Here is a 19,783-nt window from a genome sequence, read left to right on the forward strand (position 1 = left end):
TTTGGTCCCGATAACCCAATCAGAAAATATGCCCGAACATTTTTACATCTGATTCATGCGGAGTACGGCTCTCCACTGGCTGGCTCTCGTCAGCCTGAAAAATTTGAGTGATGGCCAAAGAGCGGAATTTTTTAGGACTCACACCCACGTGCTTGCGGAAGAAACGGGTGAAGTAGGCTTCATCAACAAACCCCAATGACGCTGCGAGCTGCTTGATGGTTTTTGAGGTATAGACCAATTCCCGCTGCGCTTCCTGAATGACCCGCATATTGATCACGTCAAGGCTCGAAATCCCCAGAGCCAAACGGCACAGTCGCGACAGATGTCCCGGTGTCATTCCCATCTCGTTGGCGTAGTCATCAATAGAGAGCCGCATCCTGAATTTCTGCTCAACGATTTTCAGAAATTTATCGATCTGTTCTGCCTTGCGGGAAAACAACGCTTGCTGGTTGGCCTTGGGTAAAATATCGCTGAGGCGCAGTATCTGGATAAAAAGTGCCGATACCAACGACATACACATCGCGGTCTGGCCCAGCGCAGGCATCGATAATTCTTGTTCAATGGCCATGTACAACTGCAAAACGCGCTCATCGTTATGCCCATTTCTATTGAGCGGCGTGATGCGCGGTTCGTGGATCAGCGGCAACAGATTAGGGATCAGCAAATGAATCATCGATTCCAATGCCTTCTGCGAAATGGTTACCGTCAGACCTTCGGTGTCTGACGTGTAGTGCAGGCTATGGACAGTTTGTGCCGGGATCAGAATCAGACAAGGGGAGACGGCGGTCTGCTTGGAATAATTAAGCAGCACATCTACGCTGCCGCGCTGCAAGAACAGAACCTGGATAAGATTTTCGTGGACGTGGGGATGAATTTTCCAGTTATGTATTTTGGATCGCTCGGAAATCCATTCAAGATTGAAAAAATTATCCCAGCTTAGTTCAGACGGCTCACCATATAGTGCATACGTCGGTATCGTCGTAGTCATGGCATTTCTCCCTTTTTCTCTGTCCGAGCGTTCGGTTAATTATCATTGAATACAGGTAGGAGATAGTAATTCGTTTTATTTCAACTTATTAAGCCCCATCAAAACTCGCAGCCCAGGTTACGCGTGGAACACGTCATGCTATAAAATTTTACGGTCTACAGGTGTTACGGAGGTCACCCTCCCAAGTATCACTTACTATTAATAAGAAAAGGTTGATAGAAAGAACTGGTTGAAAAATTCATCGCCCTACTTACAAAGTAGGGCGATGAGGCCATTTATTATGAAATAACGACAGCACCTTCTTCTCTAAGGAGGTCAATATCTGCTTGCGAATACCCGTATTCAAGAAGGATATCCTGCGAATGGTAACCAAGTTTACGTGAAGGAATAATGCGGGCTTCCCCCATGCTTTTGATGTTTACCGGTGGCGTGGTCATGATGCGTTTATTGCCGGTAGGATATTCAACCCAGCGCAGACAATCATTGGCCCAGGCTTGTTCATCCTGCAGAATTTCATCCGGTGTGTAACCTTTCTCATGAGCAAAGTCATTGGCTTTAAGCAGGGCGGTGATTTCGGCCAACGTCTTTTTCGCCACCTGCTGGCTGATGATCTCAATGATTTCGCTGTTCTTGCCATGCAGGTTCACATCGCCGATACGGCAATAATCCGGATTATCGTGCAGATCTTCTCTTTCAAGCAGCGTCATGAATTTATTGAAGTAGCGATCGTATTCAGGAATACAGATAACCATCCAGCGGTCGTCTTTGGTCTTATAGGTGTTGTTGAACGGGTTGGCGACTTCTTTGCGTGATTTGGGGTAAACGTTGCCATATTGCGAAGAGGTGACGGCAATACTCATCATAAACAGCGCGGTGTGGTGCAAACTCACCGTCACTTTATCGCCTTTGCCGGTTTTCTGACGGGAGACCAGTGCAGCACAGATACCCGCAGCCAGGCACATCGACGCCTGGAAATCACCGAATCCGTTGACAGAGTTAATAGGCGTTTCACCGCGTTCGTTGGTGGAGCCCAAAATACCGCCGCGACACACATAGGCAGTGGCATCGAAACCGGCAGTATCTTTCTCCGGCCCATTTTCACCGTAGCCCAAAATTTGCGCAAAAATAATCTGCGGAAAACGCAGGCTCAATTCTTCATACGAGAAACCCAATCTTTTCAGCGCATTGGTTCGATAGTTGGTGACGATAACGTCAGCCGTTGCCAGCAGTTCATAGGCGACACTTTTGGCTTTTTCATTTTTCAGATTAAGGCAGAGGAAACGTTTGTTGGCGTTGGCAATATCAAACGCCGGATTTTCCTCATCACTGTACGGCATGTTGAATACTGAGGCTTGCGTACGCCCGGGATCGCCGGCGGGTGGCTCAATTTTAATGACGTCTGCGCCCCAATCCCCCAGGATCCGGGGAACGGTTGGCGCAGCAAGAAACGAAGTCAGGTCAATGATCTTGATGCCTTCCAGTGGTCGCATTGAATCTACTCCTTACAATGATTAAACACCTGAGCTGACCACGCCCTGTCGCATCCAGTCTTGACACTACAAAGGTGGGTCAGAGAGGTAGTTGAAGTATAGAATTGTCTGATTCGCTTAAAACACCGACAAACCGAGCCAGTAAATGGACAAATCGAACCTGTCAGCAGAATTGAGGACAGTCATCGCATTTTTGTGGCCCGGTCTATCGGGTTCCCGGCTAACCGACGTTATGAACTTGCTGTCACACCACCAGAGTGCCGCTCTTCCCGCCGCTCTACTGGCCGTATTCGGGTCATCAGCATAATGGCCGCACCGATAATGGCCATGGTCGCTCCCAGATACAGTGCGTATTCATATTTACCTGATATATCAATAATCAAGCCTGAGAACACCGGGGAGAGGATCCCTGCGGCGGTACCAAAGAATCCATTCAGACCCACAATGATTCCGGTATTTTTCTGCGAGAAAACCATGGGAATGGAGAAGTGCGAAGCCATGGTTAAACACAAGAAGAAGTTGGAAGCGGAGATCAGACCGGTTGCCGTCCACAAGCTGCTTGCGCGGGTTCCCAGAACCAGGAACACGCCAGCGAGGAGCAGGCCGATCAGTGGGCACAATTTACGACCCGCGTTTTCACCAAACATTTTGGCTGCTTTATCGGCGATCAATCCGCCCAGAGGGTAAGCGAATATTGCCACCAGATACGGCATCATCGAGTAAATGGCACTCTGTTTGAGATCGATACCGCGACCCATCGCGAAATAGGTGGGTAGCCAGGTCATGAACAGGAAGAACAGATAGTTTGTGCAGAAATAGCACATTGCACATCCCCAGACGGAAGGGGTAGTGAAGATATCTTTTTTCGACAGAACAGGTGCCGTTGAGACCGGGCTCTGCGCCGTTTTCCCCTGACCGGCCTGGATATAGGCCAATTCAGCCGCACTGATATTGGGATCAAGTGCCGGACTGTTTTTGCCCAAACGCCACCAGAGCAGACACCAGATGGGACCCAGCACCGAGAAAGAGTAAAACACGGTGCGCCAGCCCCACATCTGGATAATCCAGGCGGCGATTAACATGGAGGCCGCAATCCCTGCCGGACAACCAATCTGCAAAAGCCCCGTCGCCTTGCCGGATTCGCTTTTCGGCACCCAGTTCGCCAGCAGTGAGAAGTTTGCGGGCACCAGTAATCCCTGGCCGATCCCGACAAAAATACGCACCAGCATCATTAAACCGAGGGTCTCGCCGAAAGGGGTGAGGAAGGTGAAGAAGGCCCACCAGAGGGTACCGGTGACCAGCACAATACCGCCACCGAAGCGGTCTGCCAGCGCACCTGCGGGCAGCATGGTCACTGCGTAGCCGATGAAAAATGCGGTGGAGACCCAACCAAATTGGGTAGCGGTCCAGCCATACTCGGCCATGAGTGCCGGTCCGCACATTGACATACCGGTTCTGGCCACGAACATAACGAAATAGTCAATAATCAGCAGTACGGCAATGCCCCAGCGTCTATTACCAATCGATGTACTCATTTGTGGCTCCCCGTTTGTTCAAAACGGAAAAGTTAACAACGGATAAGTAAAAACAGAAAAGGCTACACCTTAGTGAGAGAGATGTAGCCGTTGCAGTCTGTAGGTTCATGTGGACACGTACGCGTTATTTAATATCGCCACCACAGGCAATCAGTGGGCGGGCGATAGTCAAACGTTGTACGGTGCGTGGACCCTCTTCGAACCATAATGCGCGGGCGTCGCGGTACATTCTTTCTACCGGGCCATACGGGTTATCTTCGAAGTAGCCGATACCGCCGAAGATCTCCAGGCAACCATCGGAGACGGTACGAACCGTGTCGATGCCGTGCAATTTGCACATTGCGGAGACCATTTCGATATCTTCCCCGCGGTCAAACTTGCGGGCGCAATCTGTCAGCATGGTACGCAGGGCGTGTACCTGGGTTCCCATGTCGGCGAGAGTCTGCTGAATAGCCTGACGCGCAACCAGTGGTTTGCCGAAAGTAACGCGATCTTTCGCTCTGGCAATCGCCAACTCAAGGAAGCGTTGTGACATACCCAGACAGGTGACGGCAATCATGGCGCGGGAGTGGGCGAGGGCATCCATAAAGATATCCAGACCGTCGCCTTCTTTACCCATAATGTTATGCGCAGGCACTTCCAGGTTTTCAAAACGCAGATAAGCATGACCTGCGCCGCGGCAACCCATCATGTGTGGCATTGGGTCGATGTAATAACCCGGCGATTTGGTTTCAATCAGGAACGCCGTCAAGCCGCCTTTCTTGCGTTTTGTTTCGTCAGTCACGGCAATCACGTAGCTGGCATCGGAGATATCCGTGTGCGAGATCAGTGTCTTGGTGCCGTTCAGTACATAATGGTCGCCTTTCTTCACGGCGGTGGTGCGAATATCGGCACCAGAACCGCAGTCTGCTTCCGTCAACGCGAAGTTAATATAGAAATCTTTGTTGGCCAGCAGCGGTAACCATTTTGCTTTCAGATCTTCTGGGCCATGGTCGCGCAGGATGCGCCAGTTAAGGCCGTTGGCGTGGTGCAGGTTCATACGCATACCGCCAGGGCCGCGGCAGAACTCTTCCATCACAGAAAAGAATTGTTCGCAGTTGAGGCCCAAACCACCATATTCTTCAGGGATTGCTAAACGGAATAGATCGTTTTTACGGCAGACATCATAATAGGCGTCTGGAAATACGTTAGTTCTTTCAACTTCGAGTTGTAATTCTTCGAGTTCGGTTTCGGTAACGTTGCGGACTTTCATCTTTAACGCAGCAAGTTCTTTCGCTGATAATATGGCCATGTTTAACCTCTATATTGATCTCGGTTTTAAATCCATTAAATTGAGGTGTGGTGCAATTCGCAGTGAGTATAGGCTCGTCATTGACAGATAAAGAATTGACATATTAAGCAAATAGAAGGACAAATCGTGCAAAGGTGACGTTAAGTGATCTGTACGGCTTTTAATTCAAATGTTGAAAACTTCCCCGTAAAAACGTGATGAGTTCGAATTATCCTCTTTTTTAGCGTAATGCGACAGAGATCAACTTTTTCATACTTGCGTCAATGATGTGTGTTATGTGATTGAAATTTAAGTAATTTAATTGATTTATTTGCTGTTTTCAAATACACGTAATAATGGCCAGATAAATAAAAGCAGGCCGGTTTTAACCGGGTGTGCGTTTTGTCCTGCTAATGGCTGGAATTGTCAGTGTTGGATTTTTTTCATGGGACATATACTCGCAGCCATATTATTGAGGAGGATATGCAAAAATAACTCAATGAACCCGCCAGATTAACGAGTAAGCGCGCTGGTTAATTTAATCTGCATGCTTGCCTGTTGCTTCATTGAATATCTTCGCATGTCACTTTACCACTAATAAAACCAACATCTCGCCATCACCATTGCCATTTATCGAGTGGAGACGTAATGGGCTTCCAAAATAGGCAATAAACAGGGGGTAACATGGATTTCAGTTTAACCGAAGAGCAAGAATTACTGCTAGCGAGTATTCGCGAATTAATCACGCGTGATTTTCCCGATGAATATTTCAGATCCTGTGACGAAGCACGCAAATTCCCGCGTGAATTTTTCGAAGCACTGGCTGAGAGCGGCATTGGTTTACTCGGCATCCCTGAGGAATTGGGCGGCGTACCTGCAGACATGATGACTCAGGTATTGGTGTTGGAAGAGATCGCCCGTATGGGTGCCCCTGCCTACATAATGACTGAAGGCCAATGTATTCATAACATGGAGACCTTTGGCAGCCCAGAGCAGTTGGCAAAAACCGCAGAAGCCGGGCTGACGGGCATTCCAGCCTATTCGCTGGCCTTCACTGAACCGCAGGCGGGATCGGACAACAATCGCATTGCCACCACCTATACCCGTAAAAACGGCAAAGTTTATCTCAACGGTCAGAAAACCTTCATCACCGGCGCGAAGGACTTCCCTTACATGCTGGTTCTGGCACGTAACCCTGAACCTGAAGATCCCAAACGCTGCTTTACGCTGTGGTGGATCGAACCTACGGCACCGGGCGTCAAGCTCAACAACCTGCACAAAGTGGGTTGGCACATGGTCAGCAACTGCGAAGTGTTCCTGGACAATGTGGAAGTAGAAGAGAGCGCCATGGTGGGTAAAGAAGGCTTTGGCTTCATCCACATGATGCAAAACTTCGACATCGAGCGGCTGGTTATCGCTGCGCACTCACTGGGCGTGGCGGAATGTGCTTTTGAAGATGCAGCCAAGTATGCCAATCAACGCGTTCAATTCGGTAAAACCATTGGTCAGTTCCAGATGATTCAACTCAAGCTGACCCAAATGGCGATCAAAATTCAGAACATGAAAAACTTTGTCTACAAAGTGGCATGGGAATGCGACAACGGCCTGCCGATGCGACTCTCCTCGCCAATGTGCAAAATCTATTGTGCGCAGTCAGCCTGCGAAGTTATTGACGATGCCATGCAGATCCTCGGTGGCCTGGGTTATACCGACGACAGCCGTATTTCGCGCTTCTGGCGTGATACCCGTGTTAACCGTATTGGCGGCGGCACCGACGAAATCATGGTCTATATCGCCGGTCGGCAAATCCTCAAACAATACGAAAATAAGTAGGGGACACGATGAAAATAATCACTTGCTACAAGTTGGTGCCAGAAGAGCAGGACATTGTCGTGGCTGGCGATCGCAGCCTCAATTTCGACCGTGCCGAAACAAAAATCAGTCAGTTTGACCTGAACGCGGTAGAAGCGGGCGTGCAGTTGGCGGGCGAAGGAGGTGAAGTTATCGCCCTGAGTGCCGGCGGCAAAGCGCTGGATAACACCAAAGCGCGCAAAGACATCCTCTCGCGCGGGCCGCAGGCGCTGTATCTGGTACAGGACGCCCAACTGGAACAGGCGTTGCCGTATCAAACGGCCAGGGCGCTGGCGGCAGCGGCGAGCAAAGTAGAGTTTGATCTCCTGCTGTGCGGCGAAGGTTCTGGCGATCTCTATGCCCAACAGGTGGGGTTGCTGGTAGGCGAACTGCTGAAGCTCCCTACGTTGAATGCGGTCAGCCGCATTACCGCCATTGACGGCGGAGTGTTGGTAGAACGCACCCTGGAAGATGAGATTGAAGTCATCGAAGTACCGCTTCCGGCAGTGCTTTGCGTCACGTCAGACATCAATACACCGAAGATTCCCACCATGAAGGCGATTCTGGGTGCAGGCAAGAAGCCGGTAACCCTATGGAGCGCGGCGGACGTTGGCTGGGCACCGGTTGCCGAGCAGGTTCGGCTTGCCAAAGTGTATGCCCCGGAACAGACAGATCGTAAACGGGTGATGATTGAAGGTGATTCACCAGAAGCCATTAGCGCGCTGGCGGAACATCTGCGCAAAGCGCTGAATTAAGCCAGAGGAGAAAACGTAATGAGCAAATTGGCAAACGTATTGGTTTTCAGCGATTTGAAAGATCGCTATGCCGAACTTCTGGCGGCCGCCACGCAACTAAGTGACAACGTCACTGCGGCGGTATTTGGATCAGATGACGATGTCGCCATGGCGGCACGTCAGGGCGCAAGTTGTGTCTATGCCTTGGGGGAAAAAGCCTCGCAACCGATGGTTGAAAATTATGCCGAAACCCTCGCGACCATTGTGCGCCAGTGTTCGCCCCAGCCCACATTGTTACTGTTCAGCGCCACCAAAAGATGCAAGGCGCTGGCGGCCCGACTGAGTGTGTTGCTGGATGTGGCGCTGGTCAACGATGCAACCACGTTAAGTCTGGATGCGGGCGGTATCTGCGCGCAACACCGGCTTTATGGTGGGTTGGCGTTTGGCAACGAAGTCATGTCGTCGCCATTGGCGATTGTCACCCTGATGCCGGGCGTCTTTGAGCCGCTGGCAGAAGATCCGCAACGTAAAGCGCAGGTTGTCCAGGCTGACTACGTGACGCCCGCCAACGCGCTGGTGTGCAAGGAGCGTCGCGCCAAACAGGGCAGCAGTGTCGATCTGAGCAAAGCAAAACGCGTAGTGGGAATTGGGCGCGGCCTGGCTGCCCAGGACGATCTGAAGATGGTACAGGCGCTGGCCGATGTCCTGGAAGCCGAATTGGGTTGTTCACGCCCCATCGCGGAAGGGGAACATTGGATGGAACGCGAACGCTATATCGGCGTTTCCGGCGTGCTGCTCAAGGCCGATCTCTACCTTGCGCTGGGGATCTCCGGTCAAATCCAACACATGGTGGGCGGCAACGGCGCACGCACTATCGTGGCGATCAATAAAGATAAAAACGCCCCGATTTTCCAGTTTGCTGATTATGGCCTGGTGGGTGACATCTACAAGGTGGTTCCTGCGCTGGTTGAGCAACTCAAACGCTAAGCGTTTTTTTGCAAGCATCCGTTAGCAAGGGTAGCGACTGACCTACACCGGCAGTCGCTACCGCTCCCGAGGTAAACAATATGTCAGAAGATAGATTTGATGCCATCGTGGTGGGAGCCGGGGTGGCAGGCTGTGTTGCGGGTTATGTGATGGCGAAGGCCGGACTTGACGTCCTGGTTATCGAGCGCGGTAACTTTGCGGGCAGCAAAAACATGACCGGCGGTCGCCTTTATGCGCACAGTCTGGAAAAGATCATGCCAGGTTTTGCCGCAGAGGCACCCATCGAACGTAAAGTCACCCGGGAAAAAATATCCTTTTTGACTCAGGACAGTGCCGTCACGCTCGATTATCACTCAGAGCAACCGGATGTGCCGCTCCAGGCGTCCTACACCGTGTTGCGCAGCCGTTTCGATTCATGGCTGATGGAACAGGCAGAAGCCGCCGGGGCGCAATTTATTCCGGGCGTCAGGGTTGATTCGCTGCTGATGGAAAACGGCCAGATTTATGGCGTGCAGGCCGGTGATGACGCGCTGGAAGCCAACATTGTGATTCTGGCGGATGGCGTGAACTCGTTGCTGGGCAAAGCGGCGGGCATGGTGGGCGATATCTCGCCGCATAGCGTCGCCGTCGGCGTGAAAGAGTTAATCGAGTTGCCACAGTCGCAGTTGGAGGATCGCTTCAATCTGGCACCGGGTGAAGGCACGGCGTGGATGTTTGCCGGTTCGCCAACCGATGGAATGCTGGGTGGCGGATTCCTGTATACCAACCGCGATTCGATCTCCCTTGGCGTGGTATGCGGTCTGGGAGGCATTGAAAATTCGAGCAAAAGCGTCCCGCAGATGCTGGAAGATTTCAAACAGCATCCGGCAATCCGTCCGCTGATTCAGGGTGGAAAAATGGTGGAATACTCTGCGCACATGGTGCCGGAAGCCGGGATGAACATGCTGCCGATTCTCAGTGCCAACGGGGCGATGGTGGTCGGTGATGCGGCAGGAATGTGCCTCAATCTCGGCTATACCATTCGCGGCATGGATCTGGCGATCGCCTCTGCCGAAGCAGCCGCGCTGACGGCGATCGACGCTAAAGAAAAACAGGATTTCACCGCGTCAGGGTTGGCGGGGTATCGCAAGCGTCTGGAAAAGAGTTTCGTATTGAAAGATATGAAGTTGTATCAAAAATTGCCTGCTTTCCTGGAAAACCCGCGCATGTTCACCCAGTACCCACAAATGGCGGCTGGACTGATGGCCGATCTGTTCGTGATTGATGGTCAACCGAGCCGTCCAATCCTCAACAAGATGCTGGGTCATGGCAAGCAAGTGGGTCTGTTCAATCTATTGAAAGACGGTTTCAGAGGGGTGCGATCGCTATGAGTGCGCTGAATGTGGATGTGAAACTGGGGGTGAATAAATTCCGGGTGGATGAAGAGAATCCTCACATCGTGCTGGTGGATAACCCCGATCGCAAGGAACTGGCCAAGCTGATTAAAGCCTGTCCGGCAAACCTCTACAAACTGACCGAGGACGGAACGGTGCATTTTGACTATGCCGGATGTCTGGAGTGCGGAACCTGCCGGGTGCTTTGTGGCAATACCATCCTGCAAAAGTGGGAGTATCCGCAAGGTACCCTAGGCGTTGAGTTTCGCTTCGGCTAACTCCGTCATTGACGTTATTAACGCCAGACGAGCTGTTGTCTCGTTCTGGCGTTAATTCAAGGAGACTGAGGATATGTCCGTCACCGTCAGGTTAAATGAAGCGCGAAGAGCGCAGTACCGTAAAGAAGGGCATTGGGGGGACGCATCGCTGGCGGATTACTGGCAGATGGCGGTGCGTGTTTCACCCGATAAAGTCGCCGTCACGGATTGGCAGGGCAGCGAATACACCTACGCTGAACTGGATCAGATGGCTGCGCGGATTGCCACCAGCCTGCTGGACTTCGGTATCGCGCCTGGCGAATGCGTTGCTTTTCAACTGCCGGGCTGGGCGGAGTTCACTGCGATTTATATCGCCTGTCTCAAAGTCGGCGCGGTGGCGGTGCCGCTGATGCCGAATTATCTCGAAACCGAGCTGGCCTACATTCTGAATAAATGTGCCGCGCGCGTTCTGTTTATCCCTGTCGAATTCAAAAAATATGACCCACCGGCAACAATCCGCATGCTGCTGCCGGAATTGCCGCATCTGCAACGGGTGATTGCAGTGGACAAGACGCCCAAAGCCTGTGACTTCACGACCCTGAGCCAACTGCTGCAAGCGTATGAACCGATGGACGGCTGTGTAAAAACACACGGTGACGATCTGGCGGCAGTGTTATTTACCTCCGGCACCGAAGGTGTCCCGAAAGGGGTGATGCTGACCCATAACACCATTATTGCCAGCGAGCGGGCCTACTGCGCGGCGCTGAATATCACCTATCTCGACACGATTCTGATGCCTGCACCGCTGGCGCATGCCACGGGTTTTTTGCACGGCGTAACGGCTCCTTTCCTGATTGGCGCGCGCAGTGTCATTCTCGATATCTTCACGCCACAGGCTTGCCTGACGCTGCTCGAAAGGGAAAAGTGCACCTGCATCATGGGCGCGACGCCGTTCGTTTTCGACGTACTTTGTGAGTTAAAGAAACACCCTTATGACATTTCATCGCTGCGCTTTTTCCTCAGTGGCGGCGCGACGGTGCCACGGCAAATGGTGAAAGAGTGCCTGAAAGCCGGATTCAAAGTATTGAGCGTGTATGGCGCGACGGAAAGTGCACCGCATACGATGGTGAAACTCGACGATCCCCTCTCCCGGATGATTAACACGGATGGTATTGCCGCACCCGGAATCGAGGTCAAAGTGGTCGACAGGGTGAGGCAAAACGTGGCGGACGGCATCGAAGGCGAAGAGGCGTCGCGCGGGCCCAATGTGTTCGTCGGCTACCTGCATGAACCGGAGTTGACCGCACGGATGCTGGATGAGGACGGCTGGTATTACAGCGGTGATTTGTGTCGCAAAGACGCCGACGGTTATATCAAGATCACGGGCCGCAAAAAGGACATGATCATCCGTGGCGGGGAGAACATCAGCAGCCGGGAAGTGGAAGAGATTCTGTTGCAGCACCCCAAAGTTCGTGATGCCGGGGTTGTCGCCATGCCCGATGAGCGGCTCGGCGAGCGGGCCTGCGCCTACGTGGTGCTGAAAGAGGATGAAACGCCACTGACGTTTGAGGAGATGGTGGACTTTTTCCGCCGCAAACGGGTGGCGAAATACAAATACCCGGAACGTCTGGAGTTGGTGGAACAGTTGCCGCGCACCGGATCGGGAAAGATTAAAAAATTCCAGCTGCGGCAAGATATTTTCTGCAAGCTTGAACAGGAGAAAGGTGACGCGTCGGAATGCCTGGCAACAAGCGTTTCCCTCCAGCCACATAGCCTCCATTGGACACAACAGTAGGGGGAGGCAGTGGATGGAAAACCGCACAGAACAGCGTACTCACCGGCCACCGCGGGTTTCCACCCGCATCAAAAACAGCACCAAGCCCAAATTCGTCGTGGCCGAGCCAGCATTTTATCTTTGTGATGCATGCCATCGGTTGCTCGTTGAGGAAAACCCGTCCGACAGCGATCTCGATATTCGCTGCTGCGGTCAGTCGATGCAAAAACTGACTGCCCGCGATGAAACGGATGCTGATGCCGCCGCACACCGTGTCGATATGGTGATTTCCGGCGGGTTTGATGCCAACGTCATGACGGTCACCGTGGGTGAACCGGCACACCCGATGCAGGCCGAACATCATCTGGAATGGATCTACCTGCATACCTTCCAGGGTGGGCAAATCAAATTCATCTCAACGGAAAACGTGGCCGGAGCCACCTTTGCGTTGTCAGACAAAGATGCCTATGTCTATTGCGATCGCCTGGTGTGCAAGGGCAATCGCTGCAAATTCAACTGTAAGCGTGGTTTCACCGCTTATGCCTATTGCAATGAGCACGGCTTATGGAAAACCACCATGTAGTTAACGGCATGGTCGGTTGACTAAAAATCGACCACATTTCCCGCCAAAAAACTATTGGAAAGAGAGCTGAAACGCTTCTTGATGAATAACCTTAGCTTCTATAGGGAAAGGTGATAAACCCTTTGGCGGCAATCACGGTAATTGATCTAACAACTGGCTATTGTGCCGCAGAATGTTCCCGGATGTTGGCTGAACTGGGTATTGAAGGGCTTAGCGGTGAACAACCAAAGGATCAATAAGTTACCCGTTACGGTGCGAGATAAGGCTTTGACTACTCCATAAGTGACGTCAATGTAATGGTGAAAACAATTTTAAGAAAGGTATGAAAAGACGACTTTAGACAAAGATGCGCGCATTCAAGAGATCTATTATTTCGTTATCAGGAAAGGATTCTGGCGCAGGTGAAGCGCTCACAACGTAGAGGACTCACGACTTATTGCATAAATGCAAATGACAAATAAACGGTCAAAGAACCGGGATTGACTCGAAGTTTTTGATTTGGTTCATGCGGGAGTTTTGCAGGGGCTTTCTAAGAATTTTCTAAGTCATATTGCTTAAATCAGCCAGTAGAAACGGCGAAGCCGAAAAAATAGCGCGGAGTCGCTGTAATATAATAATGAAGGAGATGTACACCTTGAGCAATCACCTACTTCTCCCGCGGTTGCGCCGCAGGGATTTTATGAAGCTTTGTGCAGCCATGGCTGCCACCATGGGTCTGAGTCGAACGGCTGCGGCGGAAATGGCCAAGTCTGTCAGTTCGCCCCAGCGTCCCCCGGTAATCTGGATCGGTGCCCAGGAGTGTACGGGTTGCACTGAATCCCTGTTACGGGCCACCCATCCGACCATAGAAAACCTGCTCCTCAACGTGATTTCGATGGAATATCACGAAGTGCTGTCCGCTGCATTTGGCGATCAGGCCGAGGAAAACAAACACCGTGCGATAGAACAGTACAAGGGCAAATATGTTCTGGTCGTAGACGGCTCTATTCCTCTGAAGGATAAGGGCATCTACTGCATGGTGGCGGGTAAGCCGATTGTGGATCATATCCGTGAGGCTGCCGAGCATGCGGCTGCGATCATTGCGATCGGTTCCTGTTCTGCCTGGGGCGGTGTCCCAGCCACCGGTGGCAATCCGACCGGTGCGGTCAGCCTGCAAGATGTCCTGCCGGGTAAAACGGTGATCAACATCCCAGGATGTCCTCCCAACCCGCATAACTTCCTCGCCACCGTGGCGCATATCATCACCTACCAGCGTCCGCCTGAACTGGACAGTAAAGGGCGACCAACCTTTGCCTATGGCCGCTTGATCCATGAAAACTGCGAACGCCGCCCGCATTTTGACGCCGGTCGTTTCGCCAAGGAGTTTGGCGATTACGGGCATCGTCAGGGCTGGTGTCTCTACCATTTGGGATGTAAAGGACCGGAAACCTACGGCAACTGCTCCACGCTGGAGTTTTGCGATGTGGGCGGTGGTATCTGGCCTGTCGGTATCGGCCACCCTTGTTACGGCTGCAATGAGGAGGGAATCGGTTTCACCAAAGGTATTTTCCAACTTGCCGGCGTGGTGAATCCTACTCCGCGAGACAATAAACCGAATGTGCAGATGCGCGAAGGCGGGGAGGTATCGACAACCGCTGTCGGTCTGATTGGCGGGGCGATTGGGGTGGTGGTTGGGGTTAGCCTGATGACAGTCCGTGAACTGGGCCGACAACAAAAACAGCGCCGCAAGGATGCCGAACGCTCTTCTCGGGAGGAGTAGCTGTGAACAGACGCAACTTTTTTAAACTCGCTTCTGCCGGTGCCCTGCTGGTCGGAACGCCGTCGGTCAGCCGGGCGGGCGCGGAGAATAGACCGCCCATTCCCGGTTCACTGGGCATGCTCTATGACTCTACCTTATGCGTGGGGTGTCAGGCATGCGTCAGTAAATGCCAGCAACTCAACCAGTCTGAATACAACCCGGAGAGTAAGATTTATGCCGGGGGTGAGGCGATCTGGTCGAACAACGACAAGCTGAGTCCTTATACCAACAATATTATTCAGGTTTGGACGAGCGGCGACGGCACACAAAAGGATCAGCTGGAAAATGGCTACGCCTACATCAAAAAGCAGTGCATGCACTGTGTTGATCCCAACTGTGTCTCCGTTTGCCCGGTAACTGCGCTGAAGAAAGATCCCAAAACCGGTATCGTTCATTACGATCCCGATGTATGCACCGGCTGTCGCTACTGCATGATCGGTTGCCCGTTCAACGTGCCCAAATACGACTACGAAAATCCCTTTGGCAAAATCCACAAGTGCGAACTGTGCAACCAGAAAGGGCTTGAGCGGCTCGATCAGGGCGGATTGCCGGGGTGCGTGGAAGTCTGTCCAACCGGTGCGGTGATTTATGGCACCCGCGAGGAATTGCTGGCCGAAGCCAAACACCGGCTGACGCTGAAGAGCGGGGAAAACTACCGTTATCCGCGCCAGACACTGAGTGCCAACGACACCTACGAACACCCGGTCGCCAAGTACGATCTTCACGTCTATGGTGAAAAAGAGGGCGGTGGAACACAGGTTCTGGTATTGGCAGGTGTCCCTTCCCAGAATCTGGATCTCCCGCCTCTGGCCGATCTCTCCACGGGTGCGCGTTCGGAATACGTCCAGCACACGCTGTATAAAGGCATGGTTTTACCTCTGGCGGTTCTTGCCGGTCTCTCCGTACTGGTGCACCGCAATACCCGCGATCATGACAATAAGGAGGATGATCATGACGACGCATAAAACCAGCCCGCTGGGTGGACGCCTGGTCAATTGGCCGATGATGTTTTTTGGACCGTTCGTCATCATTGGCGTCATGCTGATTATCCGACGTTTGGTGATGGGTATCGGTTCGGTCGCAGGTTTGAATGGCGGCTATCCGTGGGGGTTATGGATATCGTTTGACCTACTGATCGGCACCGGCCTTGCGTGCGGTGGCTGGGCGCTGGCATGGGCCGTTTACGTCTTCAACCGCGGTGAATACCATCCGTTGGTGCGCCCGGCCCTGCTGGCCAGCCTGTTCGGTTATTCACTGGGTGGACTGTCAATCACCATCGACGTAGGCCGTTACTGGAACTTGCCGTACTTCTTTCTGCCGGGCCACTTCAATACTGCCTCGGTACTGTTTGAAACGGCCGTCTGTATGACGATCTATATCGGTGTCATGGCGTTGGAATTTGCACCGGTGCTGTTTGAAAGGCTGGGGTGGAAAGTCTCACTCAAGCGGATCAACAAAGTGATGTTCCTGATCATCGCCCTGGGCGCGCTGTTACCGACAATGCACCAGTCATCGATGGGTTCACTGATGATTGTTGCTGGCGTGAAAGTACATCCACTGTGGCAAAGTTACGAGCTGCTGCCGGTCTACTCGCTGTTGACTGCCTTTATTCTTGGCTTTTCAATGGTGGTTTTCGAAGGCTCGCTGACCCAGGCCGGTTTACTGGGCCGCGGCCCTGATGAAAGATCGCTGTTCTCCCGGCTGATGCGTCTCATTGAGGTGTTCCTCATTGTGTTTATCTGCCTGCGTTTCGGCGAACTGGCAATGCACGGCAAGTTGGGTTATCTGGCGCATCTCGATCGCTACTCCGTGATGTTCTGGGTAGAAACCCTGTTCATGCTGTTCCCGCTGGTGGTGTTCCGTTGGAAGCGCAGCCGCGAGGATTCCCGCATGCTGTTCCTCGGTGCCTTGAGCATGGTGTTTGGTGGCGCGCTGTGGCGCATCAACTATTCACTGTTGGCATTGGACCCCGGTGCCGGTTACCACTATTTCCCCACCACACCAGAAATCCTGATCTCCATTAGCTTCGTCGCCATCGAGATCTGTGCATACATATTATTGATCCGGCTGTTGCCGGTGCTTCCAGCGATGGAACGCGACCATAAAAACTATAAGGTTGAGGTAGAGCATGAGCCAACGAATCACCATTGATCCCGTAACCCGAATCGAGGGACACCTGCGGATTGACTGCGAAATTGAGCAGGGCAAAGTTGTCAAAGCCTGGTCATCGGGCACCATGTGGCGCGGGATGGAAGAGATCCTCAAGGGGAACGACCCGCGCGATGCCTGGATGATCGTGCAGCGTATCTGCGGTGTTTGTACCACCATTCACGCCATTGCCTCCGTGCGGGCAGTGGAGAATGCGCTTGATATGGCTATTCCGATCAACGCGCAATATATCCGCAACCTGATCGTGGCGGCGCACAGCATCCATGATCACATCGTTCACTTTTACCAACTGTCGGCGCTGGATTGGGTTGACGTGACCTCCGCGCTGAAAGCCGATCCTGAAAAAGCGGCAGCCATTCTGAAGGGGCTCTCCACCTGGCCGCTGAACAGCGCGGCAGAATTCAGCAAGACCCAGCAGAAAATCAAGGATCTGGTTGCCAGTGGTCAACTGGGTATTTTCGCCAACGGTTATTGGGGTCATCCGGCAATGAAATTGCCGCCGGAGATTAACCTGATTGCGGTGGCGCACTACCTGCAAGCACTTGAATGCCAGCGTGATGCCAACCGCATCGTCGCCATTCTTGGTGGCAAGACCCCGCACATCCAGAACCTGGCGGTGGGCGGTGTAGCCAACCCGATCAATCTTGATGCGCCGAGCGTGCTCAACCTTGAGCGCCTGATGTACATCAAATCCTTTATCGATCGGCTGGGTGACTTTATCGAGCAGGTTTATAAAGTTGATGCCGTGGTTATTGCTGCGCACTACCCGGAATGGTTGTCGCTGGGGAAAGGCGCGGATCATTATCTCAGCGTCCCTGAACTGCCTATCGACGGTAAAAACCAGAAATTCCTGCTGCCAGGCGGTTACCTCGAAAATGGTGACTTCTCGCGCTACCGTCCTATCGAAACGCATCAGGACAAATTCCTGATGGACGGAATCAAAGAGAGTGGCAAACACGCCTGGTATGAGGACGACGAGCCGCTGGCGCCGTGGGAAGGGCTGACGCGCCCTAAATACACCGGCTGGCAGGAAGACGGTAAATACTCCTGGGTCAAGGCACCGACTTTCTACGGTAAAGCGGTTGAAGTGGGGCCGGTTGCATTCCTGCTTTGTGGGCTGGCAGCGGGTCACAAGAGCACCACCGAGCACTTTAATCAGGTCGCCAAGGCGTACAAAGCGGTGACCGGCAATACGCTCGGCGTCGAGCATCTCCATTCCACCCTCGGGCGCATCATTGGCCGTACCGTTCACTGTAGCGTATTGAAAGATACGCTGGCGGAACAGTGGCAGGCGCTTGTTACCAATATCGGTAACGGCGATCACCAGACCTTCATCAAACCGGATATCCCGCTGAAAGGCGAAATCCGCGGTGTGGGTTTCGAAGAGGCTCCGCGCGGCATGTTGTCGCACTGGGTGGTGATCAAGGACGGCAAGATCGAGAACTATCAGGCCGTGGTTCCTTCGACCTGGAACGCCGGGCCGCGCAACAATGATGAAGTGCCGGGGCCGTATGAACGATCGCTGATTGGCACCCCGGTTGCAGACATCACCAAACCGCTTGAGGTGGTCAGAACCATTCACTCGTTTGACCCTTGCATGTCGTGCGCGGTTCACGTCGTTGATGCTACCGGCGGTGAAGTCACCAAGGTTAAGGTGTTGTAATGAATATATTGGTACTGGGTATAGGCAATTTGCTACTCAGTGATGAAGCTATTGGTGTTCGAATTGTTGAAGCGCTGGAACAGCGCTTCAACCTTTCCCCGCAGGTTGACGTGATGGATGGCGGCACCTCGGGAATGGAATTGATGGGTGATATGGCGTGCCGCGAACATCTGATCGTGGCTGACGCTATACTTACCGGAAGTCCTCCCGGTACCGTCACGGTGCTGCGCGACGGTGAAGTGCCTGCGCTTTATACCCGCAAAATTTCTCCGCACCAGTTGGGGCTGGCCGATGTACTGATGGCTTTGCACATGACCGGTGAATTCCCGCAGCGCCTGACTCTCGTTGGTGTCGAGCCTGAATCACTGGCAGTAGGTATCGGCTTGACCGGAACGATATCGCGTTCCCTTGATGCCGCGCTTGATCAGGTTGTCGCTGCCTTGCGTACCAGCGGCGTAACGGTGACTGAGAAGGAGGTCGATCATGTCTGACGACGTATTGGGGCATGAAGAAAACCCCGCCACGCTGCTGGAAAATATCTTCACCGAGATCGCTGACGACCAGATGTATTCCCTGCCTTTTTATCAGGGACACATTCCGGTTCGTGCCTGCGGAATGGCACTCTTTGAAGGCCAGTGGTTTGGTGCGATGTTGACGCCGTGGATGCTAAGCCTGGTGATTTTACCGGGGCCGGGGCAACTCTGGGTCCGCCGGGTCGTCGGTGAGCGTCAGGCGCTGGCGCTGCCGTGTGGGAATGTCAGTTTTACCGTCAGTGAAACGCAGGCCGGCGGTCAATACCTGAGCCGTTCCCTGATGTCACCGCTGGAAGAAGGGATGTCGGCGGAGCAGGCGGTATTGCTGGCAACACAAAGTGCCAAAATGGCGCTCTCTTTGCCTTTGGTTGATGCGGATCATCCCGTCAATCGCAGTCGCCGTGCATTATTCAGTCCTAAGCGGAGCATGAGCTGATGCATGAAATATCCCTTTGCCAGAGCGCGTTGGAGCTGATTGAACAGCAGGCACAAAACCATGGTGCACAACGGGTGACGGCGGTGTGGATAGAAATTGGCGTACTTTCCTGTGTTGAAGAGAGTGCGCTGGCCTTTTGTTTTGAAAGCGTCTGCCGCCACACCGTGGCGGAGGGATGTCAATTACATCTGAGTTACCGGAATGCGCGCGCCTGGTGTTGGGATTGCAGTCAAGAAGTCGCAGTTACCCGCCACGATGCACCGTGTCCTGTCTGTAGTGGTCACCGTCTGCGCATTGAAGGCGGTGACAGTTTGCAGATTAAACAGATGGAAGTGGAATAAT

General features: G+C 52.9%; 18 protein-coding genes. 14 read left to right on the forward strand and 4 right to left on the reverse strand.

Annotation, left to right across the window (positions count from 1 at the left end):
• Positions 1-19 precede the first annotated feature (19 nt).
• The 4 genes from DRI82_RS13290 to DRI82_RS13305 form a co-directional block, all read right to left on the reverse strand.
• Positions 20-988 (reverse strand): helix-turn-helix domain-containing protein, encoded by a 969-nt coding sequence (locus tag DRI82_RS13290; RefSeq protein WP_114194399.1) that lies wholly within the window; start codon positions 986-988, stop codon positions 20-22.
• 278 nt (positions 989-1,266) lie between these two features.
• A complete protein-coding gene (locus DRI82_RS13295; RefSeq protein ID WP_114194400.1) occupies positions 1,267-2,478 on the reverse strand; it encodes a CaiB/BaiF CoA transferase family protein in 1,212 nt (403 codons plus the stop codon).
• 230 nt (positions 2,479-2,708) lie between these two features.
• Complete coding sequence (locus tag DRI82_RS13300) at positions 2,709-4,013, reverse strand: MFS transporter (RefSeq protein ID WP_114194401.1); 1,305 nt, start codon at positions 4,011-4,013, stop codon at positions 2,709-2,711.
• Between the two features lie 124 nt (positions 4,014-4,137).
• Positions 4,138-5,304 carry an acyl-CoA dehydrogenase family protein gene (locus DRI82_RS13305; protein WP_114194402.1) on the reverse strand — a complete coding sequence of 389 codons (1,167 nt, stop codon included), beginning with the start codon at positions 5,302-5,304 and terminating at the stop codon, positions 4,138-4,140.
• Positions 5,305-5,967: 663 nt separating this feature from the next.
• Here DRI82_RS13305 and DRI82_RS13310 point away from each other — a divergent pair.
• From DRI82_RS13310 to hypA, 14 genes are all read left to right on the forward strand, one after another.
• Positions 5,968-7,116, forward strand: coding sequence for an acyl-CoA dehydrogenase (locus DRI82_RS13310; protein ID WP_114194403.1), 1,149 nt, complete (start codon positions 5,968-5,970; stop codon positions 7,114-7,116).
• Between the two features lie 8 nt (positions 7,117-7,124).
• Positions 7,125-7,889, forward strand: a complete 765-nt coding sequence (locus DRI82_RS13315; protein ID WP_114194404.1) for an electron transfer flavoprotein — start codon at positions 7,125-7,127, stop codon at positions 7,887-7,889.
• Positions 7,890-7,907: 18 nt separating this feature from the next.
• Entirely contained in the window at positions 7,908-8,855 is a 948-nt protein-coding gene (locus tag DRI82_RS13320) for an FAD-binding protein (RefSeq protein ID WP_114194405.1), read from the forward strand.
• A gap of 80 nt (positions 8,856-8,935) precedes the next feature.
• On the forward strand, positions 8,936-10,225 hold the full coding sequence (locus DRI82_RS13325) for an FAD-dependent oxidoreductase (RefSeq protein ID WP_114194406.1): 1,290 nt from the start codon (positions 8,936-8,938) through the stop codon (positions 10,223-10,225).
• Complete coding sequence (locus DRI82_RS13330; protein WP_114194407.1) at positions 10,222-10,506, forward strand: ferredoxin family protein; 285 nt, start codon at positions 10,222-10,224, stop codon at positions 10,504-10,506. Before DRI82_RS13325 ends, DRI82_RS13330 begins: the two co-directional genes overlap by 4 nt.
• A gap of 73 nt (positions 10,507-10,579) precedes the next feature.
• Positions 10,580-12,280 carry a medium-chain fatty-acid--CoA ligase gene (gene fadK, locus DRI82_RS13335; RefSeq protein ID WP_114194408.1) on the forward strand — a complete coding sequence of 567 codons (1,701 nt, stop codon included), beginning with the start codon at positions 10,580-10,582 and terminating at the stop codon, positions 12,278-12,280.
• Between the two features lie 13 nt (positions 12,281-12,293).
• Entirely contained in the window at positions 12,294-12,842 is a 549-nt protein-coding gene (locus DRI82_RS13340) for a desulfoferrodoxin family protein (RefSeq protein WP_114194409.1), read from the forward strand.
• Between the two features lie 625 nt (positions 12,843-13,467).
• A complete protein-coding gene (gene hybO, locus DRI82_RS13345; protein WP_114194410.1) occupies positions 13,468-14,601 on the forward strand; it encodes a hydrogenase 2 small subunit in 1,134 nt (377 codons plus the stop codon).
• A 2-nt stretch (positions 14,602-14,603) separates the two neighbouring features.
• Positions 14,604-15,605 carry a hydrogenase 2 operon protein HybA gene (hybA, locus tag DRI82_RS13350; RefSeq protein WP_114194411.1) on the forward strand — a complete coding sequence of 334 codons (1,002 nt, stop codon included), beginning with the start codon at positions 14,604-14,606 and terminating at the stop codon, positions 15,603-15,605.
• On the forward strand, positions 15,592-16,791 hold the full coding sequence (gene hybB, locus DRI82_RS13355) for a Ni/Fe-hydrogenase cytochrome b subunit (RefSeq protein ID WP_114194412.1): 1,200 nt from the start codon (positions 15,592-15,594) through the stop codon (positions 16,789-16,791). The genes hybA and hybB overlap by 14 nt, the downstream gene beginning before the upstream one ends.
• On the forward strand, positions 16,769-18,472 hold the full coding sequence (gene hybC / locus DRI82_RS13360; protein WP_114194413.1) for a hydrogenase 2 large subunit: 1,704 nt from the start codon (positions 16,769-16,771) through the stop codon (positions 18,470-18,472). Before hybB ends, hybC begins: the two co-directional genes overlap by 23 nt.
• Positions 18,472-18,963 (forward strand): HyaD/HybD family hydrogenase maturation endopeptidase, encoded by a 492-nt coding sequence (locus DRI82_RS13365; protein ID WP_114194414.1) that lies wholly within the window; start codon positions 18,472-18,474, stop codon positions 18,961-18,963. The genes hybC and DRI82_RS13365 overlap by 1 nt, the downstream gene beginning before the upstream one ends.
• Positions 18,956-19,441: a hydrogenase-2 assembly chaperone gene (gene hybE, locus DRI82_RS13370; RefSeq protein WP_114194415.1), complete on the forward strand. Its 486-nt coding sequence runs from the start codon at positions 18,956-18,958 to the stop codon at positions 19,439-19,441. The genes DRI82_RS13365 and hybE overlap by 8 nt, the downstream gene beginning before the upstream one ends.
• Positions 19,441-19,782 carry a hydrogenase maturation nickel metallochaperone HypA gene (gene hypA / locus DRI82_RS13375; RefSeq protein WP_114194416.1) on the forward strand — a complete coding sequence of 114 codons (342 nt, stop codon included), beginning with the start codon at positions 19,441-19,443 and terminating at the stop codon, positions 19,780-19,782. Before hybE ends, hypA begins: the two co-directional genes overlap by 1 nt.
• Position 19,783: the final 1 nt, after the last annotated feature.

The organism is Edaphovirga cremea (assembly GCF_003332275.1).
Taxonomy (GTDB): domain Bacteria; phylum Pseudomonadota; class Gammaproteobacteria; order Enterobacterales; family Enterobacteriaceae; genus Edaphovirga; species Edaphovirga cremea.

Bases quoted from the DNA above. Each gene is read 5' to 3' on its own strand.
- DRI82_RS13290 (WP_114194399.1), bottom strand. From the start codon at position 988: ATGACTACGACGATACCGACGTATGCACTATATGGTGAGCCGTCTGAA.
- DRI82_RS13295 (WP_114194400.1), bottom strand. From the start codon at position 2,478: ATGCGACCACTGGAAGGCATCAAGATCATTGACCTGACTTCGTTTCTT.
- DRI82_RS13300 (WP_114194401.1), bottom strand. From the start codon at position 4,013: ATGAGTACATCGATTGGTAATAGACGCTGGGGCATTGCCGTACTGCTG.
- DRI82_RS13305 (WP_114194402.1), bottom strand. From the start codon at position 5,304: ATGGCCATATTATCAGCGAAAGAACTTGCTGCGTTAAAGATGAAAGTC.
- DRI82_RS13310 (WP_114194403.1), top strand. From the start codon at position 5,968: ATGGATTTCAGTTTAACCGAAGAGCAAGAATTACTGCTAGCGAGTATT.
- DRI82_RS13315 (WP_114194404.1), top strand. From the start codon at position 7,125: ATGAAAATAATCACTTGCTACAAGTTGGTGCCAGAAGAGCAGGACATT.
- DRI82_RS13320 (WP_114194405.1), top strand. From the start codon at position 7,908: ATGAGCAAATTGGCAAACGTATTGGTTTTCAGCGATTTGAAAGATCGC.
- DRI82_RS13325 (WP_114194406.1), top strand. From the start codon at position 8,936: ATGTCAGAAGATAGATTTGATGCCATCGTGGTGGGAGCCGGGGTGGCA.
- DRI82_RS13330 (WP_114194407.1), top strand. From the start codon at position 10,222: ATGAGTGCGCTGAATGTGGATGTGAAACTGGGGGTGAATAAATTCCGG.
- fadK (WP_114194408.1), top strand. From the start codon at position 10,580: ATGTCCGTCACCGTCAGGTTAAATGAAGCGCGAAGAGCGCAGTACCGT.
- DRI82_RS13340 (WP_114194409.1), top strand. From the start codon at position 12,294: ATGGAAAACCGCACAGAACAGCGTACTCACCGGCCACCGCGGGTTTCC.
- hybO (WP_114194410.1), top strand. From the start codon at position 13,468: ATGTACACCTTGAGCAATCACCTACTTCTCCCGCGGTTGCGCCGCAGG.
- hybB (WP_114194412.1), top strand. From the start codon at position 15,592: ATGACGACGCATAAAACCAGCCCGCTGGGTGGACGCCTGGTCAATTGG.
- hybC (WP_114194413.1), top strand. From the start codon at position 16,769: ATGAGCCAACGAATCACCATTGATCCCGTAACCCGAATCGAGGGACAC.
- DRI82_RS13365 (WP_114194414.1), top strand. From the start codon at position 18,472: ATGAATATATTGGTACTGGGTATAGGCAATTTGCTACTCAGTGATGAA.
- hybE (WP_114194415.1), top strand. From the start codon at position 18,956: ATGTCTGACGACGTATTGGGGCATGAAGAAAACCCCGCCACGCTGCTG.
- hypA (WP_114194416.1), top strand. From the start codon at position 19,441: ATGCATGAAATATCCCTTTGCCAGAGCGCGTTGGAGCTGATTGAACAG.